At 61.4% G+C, this 10,727-nt stretch carries 7 protein-coding genes; 2 read left to right on the top strand and 5 right to left on the bottom strand.

The window, feature by feature from the left end; all coding sequences use genetic code 11:
• Nucleotides 1-82 precede the first annotated feature (82 nt).
• Nucleotides 83-1,447: a hypothetical protein gene (locus QZ540_RS07195; RefSeq protein WP_294628785.1), complete on the bottom strand. Its 1,365-nt coding sequence runs from the start codon at nucleotides 1,445-1,447 to the stop codon at nucleotides 83-85.
• Between the two features lie 588 nt (nucleotides 1,448-2,035).
• On the opposite strand from QZ540_RS07195, the gene QZ540_RS07190 reads away from it, so the two are divergent.
• Together QZ540_RS07190 and QZ540_RS07185 are read left to right on the top strand one after the other, a co-directional pair.
• On the top strand, nucleotides 2,036-3,463 hold the full coding sequence (locus tag QZ540_RS07190) for a sensor histidine kinase (RefSeq protein WP_294628783.1): 1,428 nt from the start codon (nucleotides 2,036-2,038) through the stop codon (nucleotides 3,461-3,463).
• A gap of 45 nt (nucleotides 3,464-3,508) precedes the next feature.
• Nucleotides 3,509-4,339, top strand: a complete 831-nt coding sequence (locus QZ540_RS07185) for a response regulator transcription factor (protein ID WP_294628781.1) — start codon at nucleotides 3,509-3,511, stop codon at nucleotides 4,337-4,339.
• A 138-nt stretch (nucleotides 4,340-4,477) separates the two neighbouring features.
• Here QZ540_RS07185 and QZ540_RS07180 read toward each other — a convergent pair whose 3' ends face one another.
• From QZ540_RS07180 to metG, 4 genes are all read right to left on the bottom strand, one after another.
• A complete protein-coding gene (locus QZ540_RS07180; protein WP_294628779.1) occupies nucleotides 4,478-4,795 on the bottom strand; it encodes a nucleotidyltransferase family protein in 318 nt (105 codons plus the stop codon).
• 189 nt (nucleotides 4,796-4,984) lie between these two features.
• Entirely contained in the window at nucleotides 4,985-7,741 is a 2,757-nt protein-coding gene (locus QZ540_RS07175; protein ID WP_294628777.1) for an FtsX family ABC transporter permease, read from the bottom strand.
• A 3-nt stretch (nucleotides 7,742-7,744) separates the two neighbouring features.
• Nucleotides 7,745-8,512, bottom strand: a complete 768-nt coding sequence (locus QZ540_RS07170; RefSeq protein ID WP_294628775.1) for an ABC transporter ATP-binding protein — start codon at nucleotides 8,510-8,512, stop codon at nucleotides 7,745-7,747.
• A gap of 315 nt (nucleotides 8,513-8,827) precedes the next feature.
• On the bottom strand, nucleotides 8,828-10,372 hold the full coding sequence (gene metG / locus QZ540_RS07165; protein ID WP_294628773.1) for a methionine--tRNA ligase: 1,545 nt from the start codon (nucleotides 10,370-10,372) through the stop codon (nucleotides 8,828-8,830).
• Nucleotides 10,373-10,727 lie beyond the last annotated feature (355 nt).

Raw genomic sequence — 10,727 nt, 5'->3', positions numbered from 1 at the left:
CAATATTCCCCGGCTGAATGATCAGCCGGGGAATATCGTTATGAGTTCTCACTCAGTGTGAGAGCCCTAAAGGTCTATGCAATTACGCGGTGCGCTTGCAGAGGGAGACCTTGACGTAGCCGTTGCCACGCTTGCCACGCTCGGTCGGAGCGTTACCTGCGGACTCGATGGAGCCACCGGAAACACCGGGAGCAACGTAGGAGCCACCAGCGCCACCGCCGCCACCGAACTGTGCGAAGCCAACGTTCTGGCGCAGACCGTTGGGGTTGTTGTTCCACTTCTGGGTCAGAACGATTGCGGAGGAGGAGGTAGAAGCACCGGAGCCACCGCCACCGTAGCCTGCGCCACCACCTGCGGAGATGACGGACTCGTAGCCGTTGAAGTTGAAGCCGATGGATTCGTACTCGAGAGCGTAGCCCTTACCGTCCTTGGTGCCCTCTTCCTTCTTGGTGCGATCGTTGTTGTCGATCAGGTAGGAGTAGGAGCCCACGCCGTCGCCACCGTTACCCTTGAAGCCGTCGCCACCCTGGTTACCGGACTTGGAGGAAGCGTAGATTTCCTGGTTGTTAGCGGAGGAGTAACCCAGAACGCCGTTGGGGGACTTGCCGGAGGGCAGGTCGGTCTTGGAACCACCGTTACCACCGATACCTGCGGAGCCACCCTCACCTGCGTTAACAGTGGTGGTGACGGAGGTGTCAGCAGCGTAGGTCAGTGCACCCTGCTTACCTGCGGAACCTTCTGCACCATCAGCGGAACCACCGGTGGAACCGATAACGGGGTACACGTTGCGCTTTGCGCCGGAGGGCCACAGGCGACCTGCGTCAACTGCGCCAGCCGCAGCGTACTGCTCGTTGTTGTTAGCGCCACCGGAGTTCACGAAGCCAGCGCCACCGCCGCCACCTGCAACTGCAACGGGGGTACCGTTGATAACCAGAGCGGAGGAGCCACCACCGGATGCGGAGTAGATGATGCGCTTCAGGCTGGAGTCCTTCGGCCAAATAGCGTTGACGCGCTGCATGACGGTTGCGGGGATGGGGGTGGGCAGGTTGGAGGAACCGCCGTTACCGTAGCCCTCGCCACCCTCTGCGGGGGACAGGGGGCCGTTACCGATACCACCGGCTGCGCCGATGAGCTGAACGGTCTGGCCGGGCTTGACCTCGATGATACCGGTCACCTTAGCGCCGGAACCTGCTGCGATATCGTCGTAGTTGGTACCACCAGCGCCGCCGACAACCTCGAACTTAATCTTGTCGACCAGCGGGGGAACGATGAAGGATGCGGAGCCCTTAGCGCCGGTTGCATAACCTTCAGCGGTGTAAGCTGCGGTGGACTCCCACTCACACTCGGTGGAGGAAGCGAATGCGGGAACTGCAGCAGATGCTGCAACAACCGGAGCAGCCCATGCTGCGCCAGCGACAACCTTGCGGCGAGAAATGTTAGTAGACATATATGTCCTTCGAGAGTGATGTCATTTTGAGGAATAAGAGTTATCACCCGCCGTCGTGCGCGGCGAAGAACGTCACCTGATGAGATTCGAGTGAGTGAAGTAGGCTTGCGCCTAACCTCTGGTGATAACGACATAATGTTGTACGCCGCTCCCCTGCATAGGGAGTCGCGCTTCAGAGCTCTTGGTGTTCGCTCTGCGGGGTCTTAGACCACCGGCGCAGATTTCGGGTACAGCCAAAACTATACCCATCAAGAACCTGTACCGCAATGGTTCCAAATGTGACCCTGATCAGGAGGTTTGCCTTAAACCCTCCGCTTTGGTTGAAGGTTTTTCAACCCAAATAGGTTACTTAAGGGAGTTTCAGGTCTCTTAAACCCGAATTCGAACCCCATACAACCCCAAACTCTCAAGCTTTAGTTGAATAAATAATCTAGAAAAAAGTAATCAAGGTCACTCAAAATAGGTGTTTTTAGCGTGTCGCACACACGTAATCACACACCCCCACACACAAAACCACAGAATATTCCTGCATGTGAGAGCAGAAAAGGGGTTCCCGGCCCCTCGCAAACACCCCGATACACTGGAACCATGCCCCTCAAGCGCACCCGACCCCAGAAGAACCCACAGAACAGCACCGAGACAGCCGAATCAGGCCACGCCGTAACGCATACCCGCGGCGGCTCAGGCAGCGGCATCGCAGAAAGCAGCGACCTGCCCGCCGACGCCATCACCGCCTCCAGCCGCGTACAAACCTACCTCAGAGACAAACGCGGCTGGATGAACGTCCTCGTCGTCGCACACATGCAGTTCTTCTGCTGCATGCTCTCCGTTGCCTTCGTCAACAGCTACGGCTGGATTCCGCTCGTCTCCGCGCTCTGCAGCACCACCGCACTCTACTTCCGCTACCGCTTCCCCTACGGCAGCATCTACGTGGTCATCGCGGCGCTCTGCCTCACCCTCGTGGAGCCCTTCCCCGACTCGCTCGCCATCACCTGCTACCCGCCCGTCAGCCTCGCCGCCTACCATATCGGTCGGCACTGGCGCCGCCGCGCCCGCTTCCGCGGCCTCATTCTCGGTTGGGTCGGCGCACTCGCCGTCACCGTGCAGGCCTCGCTCTCATTCCTCTACCACTGGGACGACATACCCGCCCGCATCTTCATCTCCCTGATGCTCGGCGTGCTCTGCGGATCCATCTTCACCGTCTTCTGGTTCCTCGGCGACTCCCGCCGCATGCGCGAACTGCGCAGCGAAGAATTCAAAGAACGCGCCCGCCGCCTCGAATACGAGCAGGAACAGGAACGCCGCCTCGCCGCGCAGGACGAACGCACCCGCATCGCCCGCGAAATGCACGATATTGTGGCGCACTCACTGTCCAGCATCATTTCCCAAGCAGACGGGGCACGCTACGCCGCCGCGAGCGCACGCGCACAACAGGCTCAGCAGACTGAACAGGCTGAGCAGTCGGATCAAGTTCAACAGCAGAGCACACCGGATATTGCCGAGCAGACCCTCGAACTCATCGCAGACACGGCACGCGACTCCCTCACGCAGATGCGCTCCCTCCTCGGGCTACTCCGCACGGATGAGGCGACCGCCTACGCACCCGTGCCCACCCTCAACGATGTGCCCGCCCTCGTGGAGCAGAGCCGCCGCGCGGGGCTGCCCGTCACCTTCACCGGAATCACCGGCACCATGGCACGCACCCTACCGCAGGGCGCCGAGCTTGCGGCGTACCGCACCGTGCAGGAGGCGCTCACCAACGCGCTCAAGCACTCCCCTGGCGCGGCAACCACCGTCACCATTCACTGGGGCGATGAGGGCCTGCAACTGCAGGTGCAGAACGAACCGGTTTCCTCTGCCGCAGCTCAGCACATTGCTCGCCCGGTCCCCGGCAGTGGTAACGGTCTGCGCGGCATGAGCGAGCGCATCGCCCTGTACCACGGCACCCTCACCTACGGTCTGCAGCCCGACGGCGGCTGGCTCGTTGAGGCGGCGCTGCCCTACCGCGACCTCTAATACCCTTATTCCTCCACCCGGCAACTGCGACTTAGGATTGAAACTATGTACTCTTCCGCACCACAGACCACTCAGCCAATCCGCGTGATGCTCGTCGACGACCAGCGCCTAGTGCGCGGCGGCTTGAGCATGCTCGTGAACTCCCAGCCGGACCTGCAGGTCGTCATGGAGGCTGATGACGGCCTGGCGGCAATTGACGTTTTTGACCGTATGGTCTCTGAGAGGCAGGCGCCGCAGGTCATCCTCATGGATGTGCGCATGCCGCACTGCGACGGGCTGGAGGCTGCGCGCCGCATCCTGAAGCGTGACGCTCAGCGTGGAGTGGCTGAGGAGGAGCGGGTGCGCATTATTATGCTCACGACCTTCGACATTGACGAGTACGTGTATTCGGCGGTGCGTGCGGGCGCGAGCGGTTTCTTGTTGAAGGACACTCCGCCGGAGCAGTTGCTGGAGGCGATTCGTACGGTGCACCGCGGCGATGCGGTGATTGCACCATCTGCGACTCGCCGTCTGCTGGAGCATATGATTCCGGTACTGGACTCCCCCGCCGCTGCTCCCGGTGTTCCTGCCGCGCCTGTTCCTGAATCTGCTCCTGTTGCTCCCCCGGCTACTTCTGAACTTCCGAAGGCGACGTTTATTCCGGCTGAGCCAGCACAGGATTATCCGCATCGTGAGTTGATTGAGCAGTTGTCGCCGCGTGAGTTTGAGGTTCTGGGTTTGATTGCGCGCGGCCTGTCAAACGCGGAGATTACGCGGGAGTTGGTGCTTTCGGAAGCGACGGTGAAGACGCACGTGTCGCATGTGTTGGCGAAGTTGGGTGCGCGTGATCGTGTGCAGGCGGTCATTATGGCCTATGAGGCGGGTATCGCCCACTAGCGCTCCCTTATATAAGGACACAGTGAAGCCCCGGCGGGCGCCTCCTTATCGAGGCACCCTCCGGGGCTCTTTAGTTAAGTGGTTTCTTGTATTTGGTCGATGATTCGCTCAAAGTCGCTCATCAGCTCAGGCAACTTCTTATAGAGGCAACTCCACCATGTCCGGTTCTGCTTCCGCATAGATGCGGGGGCGCAACTGGCTGACCATATCAACGCTGCGGCGGGTCAGCTGTTCAATGCGGTGCTGAGCGTCCACCATCTGCATGAACTCGTCAAAAGGGGCTACACCCGGCATCTGCACCAGAAAATCCAGGTCGCTCGTTTCGGTCAGCTCACCGCGGGCGGCACTACCGAAGAGTCGGGCACGGCGCACACCAGCGTCACGGAGGATCTGAAGAACCTCCGCTTCATGGGGCAGCGTGTACCCGCGACGCAGATTAGGGTGGCTGGTGCTCATACCCCCATCATACGCGCAAAGCCAGGCAGCAGGTCAGCTCCAAGAATCTATTTCCGTGCCCATAGGAATATATTCACTCTGCACACGGCAAAGCCCCGGCGGGCGCCTCCTCTCGAGGCACCCTCCGGGGCTTTCTCACGCCGAGTATCCGGGTTTGCCGGGTACTGTGACTATGCCAGATACAGCGGGTTAGCCGCGCATACCCTCAACCGGGGACATGCGAGCCGAACGAGCCGCAGGCAGAGCCGAAGCGAGCATCGCAGCAAGCACACCCACAATGAGGATGACCACGTACCAGACGTACGGCAGGTCAAGCACGAGCGGGGCGCTGGCGCTCGTGGATGCCATCACGATCTTCGCGGAGACCGTGCCGATGACCGTACCGGCAATCATGCCGAGCACCACTGCGGCGAGCGTAATCAGAATCGCCTCAATGGAAATCATGCGGCGCAGCTGCTTGCGGGACAGGCCCAGCGAGCGGAGCATCGCGTTCTCGCGGCGGCGTTCGTTGACCGACAGGGTCATCGTGTTCGCCACACCAATGATGGAGATGACCACTGCAAGCATGAGCATCACCAGGGTGAAGGTCAGCATGACGGTCAGCAACTGGTCAAAGGTCTGACGTTCCTGCAGGCCACCGTTGAAGGAGTTGTCCGGGCTGATTCGGTTCAGCTCAGTCTGCAGAGTTGAGCTTTCGCTGCTGGTCAGCGGGGAGGCGGCACGCACCAGAATGACGGTGCCGTTACCGGTTGCCTGGCTGGTGACAGTCAGGCGAGCGGCCTTTGCCTGAGCTTCCTGGTCGCCGCTGGCGATTGCCTCCTGCATACGCTTCTCGGCTTCTTCAGCGGCGGGGTTGGGAACTTCCTGCGGGTTCTTGGCGTCCTGCAGCTTGGCGGCGGTGGTCGGGTTGACGATCATCAGGTGCTGCTTGGTTACGGACTTGATGGGCTTGAGTTCCACTTCGCCGAGCGGGCCGTGAGCCTTCAGGCGGCTGGACTCATTCAAGCCTGCGGATTTCCAGAGGCCCTGCGGTACGAGCACGGTGTCGTCAGCAATATTCGAGTTTTCGTCCGGCAGGATTGCCTTCATGTCGGAGGAGCTCAACGCCACCAGGTTAGCGTTCTGGTTGACGCTCTGGCCCTCGTACTCGACGGTGTAGTCGACCACACCACCGGCGTAACCAACAGCGGATGCCTGAACGTTCTTAATACCCTTTGCCTTGGACGCAATCTCTTCCGCCTTGGTCACGGTGGAGGCTGCATCGTTGTGCCCAAACGGGTGGTAGGTCGTCTGCGCAGAAATCGGGTACTGCTGATCCAGAGCCTTGACGAACGAGGCGCTCAGAACCGTGTAGCCGGTCAGCACAGTCGACACGACCAGGGTGCCGACGAGCACGGCGCGGCCGGTGGAGACGGTGCGCTTAGGCGAACGCAGTGCGTTGGCGAGTGCAAGCTTGCCGGTCTGGGTGCGGGTGACCGCGCCGAGGGCACGTACCAGCGGGGGCAGCACCAGCGGGGTGATGAGGAAGACCGCGATACCGAGCAGCAGTGCGGCGAGCATGCCGAGGAAGATTGCGGAGTTACCGTCACGTTCCGTGCTGGTTGCCTTATCGAGTGCAGTCACGACGGCAACAACGCCACCGATGGCGAAGAGGGCACCGATGATGGGGCCGATCTTGCCGTGCTTGCTGACTTCGCGGTTGGTGTGCTCGCTCATCGCACTAATGGGCGAGATGCGCAGGGCGCTTCGTGCCGGGGAGAGCGACGCCAGAACCGTCACGATGGTGCAGAGGAGCACACTCACCAGGATCGGGGTGATTGAGTACGAAATCATGATGGTGGTCAGGTTCGCACCAACTAGCGCGCCAACCGGGTAGGTCAGCAGCGCACCAATGAGGGAGAACACCACGCCCACGGTAACGGATTCGATGAGTAGCATCCGTACGAGGGAGCCGCCGCGGGCACCGAGGGTGCGCAGCAGGGCGAGCTCACGGATGCGCTGGCCGACCAGCACCGCGAAGGTGTTGGAGATGACGAACGAGGAGACCAGCAGAGCCAGTGCGGCGAAGGCGCCCAGGACCACGCTAATGGAGGTGAAGACCGTGGAGATGCTCTTCTGGTAGTCCTCCAGCAGCTTCTGACCGGTCATAACGCGCGGGTCGTTCTTGCTGTCGCCGCTGCTGAGGGTATCCTGCAGGCTCTTGAGCTTGGCGTCGGTTACGCCGTCCTTGAACTTGAGGTAGATGAGGTTCGCGCCAGCCATGTTTCGGTAACCGGCGGCGGAAGTCTTGTTTTCGGTTTCGGCTGCTTTCAGGGTGGCTTCGCCGAGGCTGGTACCGCCAATAAAGACAGCCTGGTTGGTGGTGGAACCTTCAAAACCGGGATCGAACAGGCCAACGACGGTGTATTCGGCGGTCTTAGTGGTGCCGGGGGCGCTGACGGATTCCACAACGTCGGTGCTGGTGACCTTGCCGTTCAGCGAGAGGTTGTGCTTCTTCGCGAAGTAGGTGGAGACCATGATTTCGTGGTCGTTGCTGGGGATTTTGCCCTGCACCTTGTACGGGAAGAGGCTCGAGTCGGCGGGCAGCTGGTTGTACTGCACGGGGGTTTTCTGGTCGCCGGTACCGATCGAACCCGTGACGGCGTACTGCACCCAGTAGCCGGAGAGCAGGTCGCTCTGCTCTACCTTCTGAATCTGGTCACGGGTCAGGTAGATGGCGGTGCTGTCTTTACCGTCGTAGGTGGTAGCGGCGGAGGCAACAACCGCCTCGGCGCGGGAGAGCACGTCACCAACGGAGGAGTTGACGGTCGCCTGCAGCGAGTTGGTGAGCATCATAATGGCGGCGATAAAGAAAGAGGAGATCGCGATGCCTATGCCCGTGAGGACGTATTTTCCTTTGGAGGCGCGCAGGTTGGAGCGCGCCACCGTGTTCAGTGTGGTTGCCACGGCTTATCGACCTTCCAGCTGTGCCATTGCGCCGAGGACGGCGTCGTAGGTGGGTTCGATCATTTCGCCGGCGACCATGCCGTCCTTGATGAAGACCACGCGGTCCGCGTAGGAGGCGGCGTTTGCGTCGTGGGTGACCATGAGGATGGTCTGTGCGTGGTCGGTTGCGGCGGCACGTAGCAGGCGCAGCACCTCGGCGCCGGAGTTGGAGTCGAGGTTACCGGTGGGTTCGTCGGCGAAGACCACTTCGGGGCGTGCGAGCAGTGCACGTACGATGGCGACGCGCTGCTGCTGACCGCCGGAGAGCTGTTCGGGGCGGTGGTCGAGGCGGGTTTCCAGGCCGAGGGTCTTGACCAGGTAGTCGCGCCACTGCGGGTCGGGCTTCTTACCGGCAAGGCCCAGCGGCAGGTCAATGTTCTGGCCCGCGGTGAGGGTGGGCACCAGGTTGAACGCCTGGAAGATGAAGCCGATGTGTTCGCGGCGGAATTCGGTGAGGGCGTTGTCCTTCAGGCCGAAGAGCTCGGTACCACCAATACGAATGGAGGTTGCCGGGTTCGGGTCGGGGGTGTCCAGGGTTGCGATGGTCTGCATCAGCGTGGACTTACCCGAGCCGGAGGGGCCCATAATTGCGGTGAACTTGCCCTGCTCAAAGTCGACGGAGACGTTGTTGAGGGCATGGACGGTGGCTTCACCGATGCCGTAGGTTTTGGAAAGGTTTCGTGCGGAGACGGCAGGCTGCGCCGCCTGGGCGTGATGAGTTGTCGTAGTCATAGTTCAATTATTTCACGCAATGTGGCGCTGACTAAGGGGTTTGACTCATCCTCCAGGTTGATTTTGGCGGGTGTTCACCGGGTCTTGAGCTACGGACGCAGGGGCTATCGCTAATCCCACGGGCGGAGAAGCGTCTGAGGCGGGCTGGGCGGGGGGCCGGCATCATCCTTAAGTATGAGTGGCGGCTCAACCGGTACATCTATCCCGCACCCATACCCCTATATATGTGCATGCGAAAAGCCCCCGGCTCCTCCCCCATTCGGGGTCAGGAAGCCGAGGGCTTTCATACGCTATTCGCTATGCCAGAAGCAGCCGTTATGCCTTGGGTGCTTCGTAGCGGGGGAACACCGGTGCGGGTGCAGGTAGTTCGGTGCCGGGCACGAGCGCGGTGCCGAGGGCTGCGAACTGGCGGGACTCGCCTTCGGGTACGCCGAGCAGGGTCAGCAGCTTGGCGGTCGAGTCGGGCATGACGGGCTGCAGCAGCAGGGCGACCTGGCGTACGACCTCGAGGGTCACGTACAGCACGGTGTTCATGCGGTCGAGTTCGCCGTTCTTGCGCAGGGTCCAGGGCTCCTGCTCCGCGAAGTAGGCGTTGGTGTCTGCGAGGACGGTCCAGATGCGGTCGAGTGCGCGGTGGAATGCCTGCTCGTCGAAGTCTGCACGGACGGGCTCGTAGAGGGCTGCCGCCTCGTCGAGGATCTTGCGGTCGGCCTCGGTGAATTCGCCGTGGGTGGGCACTGCACCGCCGCAGTTCTTGGCGACCATGGACAGCGAACGCTGGGCAAGGTTGCCGAGGTTGTTTGCCAGGTCGGAGTTGATGCGGTTGATGATGGACTCTTCGGAGTAGGAGCCGTCCTGGCCGAAGGACACCTCGCGCATGAGGAAGAAACGCACGGCGTCCAGGCCGAATGCGTCGACGAGGTTTGCGGGGTCGACGACGTTACCTACGGACTTGGACATCTTTTCGCCGTTGACGAGCAGGAAGCCGTGGCCGAAGACGCGCTTGGGCAGTTCGATTCCGGCGGACCACAGGAATGCGGGCCAGTAGATGGAGTGGAATCGGGTGATGTCCTTGCCGATGAGGTGCAGGTCGGCGGGCCAGTACTTGGTGAACAGCTCGTTGTCGGTGTCGGGGTAGCCGAGGCCGGTCAGGTAGTTGGTGAGGGCGTCGACCCACACGTACATGACGTGCTTGTCGTTGCCGGGTACGGGCACACCCCAGTCGAAGGTGGTGCGGGAGATGGACAGGTCGTTCAGGCCGCCCTTGACGAAGGAGATGAGTTCGTTGCGGCGGGATTCGGGGTAGACGTAGCCTTCGTTGGCGTAGAGTTCGAGGAGCTTGTCGCCGTACTTGGAGAGGCGGAAGAAGTAGGATTCTTCTTCGGTCCATTCGACTTCGGTGCCGGTTGCGATGGCGTAGCGCTGGCCGTCGCGGACTTCGGTTTCGTCTTCGGCGTAGTAGGCTTCGTCGCGTACGGAGTACCAGCCGGCGTACTTGTCGAGGTAGATGTCGCCGTTTTCTTCCATGCGCTTCCAGATTGCCTGGGATGCGACGTAGTGGTCGGGGTCGGTGGTGCGGATGAAGCGGTCGTAGCTGATGTTCAGGGCGTCGTTCATCGCCTTGAAGCGTGCGGAGTTCTCGTCGGCGAGTTCCTTGGCGGTTTTGCCGAGTTTTTCGGCGGTGGTCTGCATCTTCTGGCCGTGCTCGTCGGTGCCGGTCATGAAGCGCACGTCGAAGCCGTCGAGGCGCTTGAAGCGGGCTAGCACGTCGGCTGCGATGGTTTCGTAGGCGTGGCCGATGTGCGGGTTGCCATTGGGGTAGGAGATGGCGGTGGTGATGTAGAACGGAGTTGCAGTCATAACTTTCAGTTTACCGCAGGATTAGGCGAGGCTCTCACCGGGGTTACACTCTGATACGCGACAAGCACCCAACCACCAAGCAACGGGCTAAAACGCGACAGCCCTCCCCCGCCCCAGTTCGCTAGGCACGGGGCGCACGCCCAAACCACGAACCACCCGCGGCGGGATTAGCTCGAGGTTCGGCACCCTCCTCGTTCCTACAGGGGCACCCGCCCTCGCTTCGCTTCGGGCACCCTGATGTCACTACGGAGGCCACCGAAACCTCCACGCACCCGCCAGGAGCCCCTGGGGTGCAGCTACGTTTTCCGGAAGCGCCCTCAGGGTGTCACACGGACGCTCTCCGCAGCGAAGCAAG

Origin of the sequence: uncultured Rothia sp., from assembly GCF_916049665.1 — a bacterium.
Lineage (GTDB): Bacteria > Actinomycetota > Actinomycetes > Actinomycetales > Micrococcaceae > Rothia.
The sequence above is the reverse complement of the archived record's forward strand: the minus strand, read 5'-3'. Positions and strand labels throughout refer to the sequence as shown.

Excerpts from the sequence above, each read along its gene's own strand:
- QZ540_RS07195 (WP_294628785.1), bottom strand. The coding sequence starts at position 1,447 with ATGTCTACTAACATTTCTCGCCGCAAGGTTGTCGCTGGCGCAGCATGG.
- QZ540_RS07190 (WP_294628783.1), top strand. The coding sequence starts at position 2,036 with ATGCCCCTCAAGCGCACCCGACCCCAGAAGAACCCACAGAACAGCACC.
- QZ540_RS07185 (WP_294628781.1), top strand. The coding sequence starts at position 3,509 with ATGTACTCTTCCGCACCACAGACCACTCAGCCAATCCGCGTGATGCTC.
- QZ540_RS07180 (WP_294628779.1), bottom strand. The coding sequence starts at position 4,795 with ATGAGCACCAGCCACCCTAATCTGCGTCGCGGGTACACGCTGCCCCAT.
- QZ540_RS07170 (WP_294628775.1), bottom strand. The coding sequence starts at position 8,512 with ATGACTACGACAACTCATCACGCCCAGGCGGCGCAGCCTGCCGTCTCC.
- metG (WP_294628773.1), bottom strand. The coding sequence starts at position 10,372 with ATGACTGCAACTCCGTTCTACATCACCACCGCCATCTCCTACCCCAAT.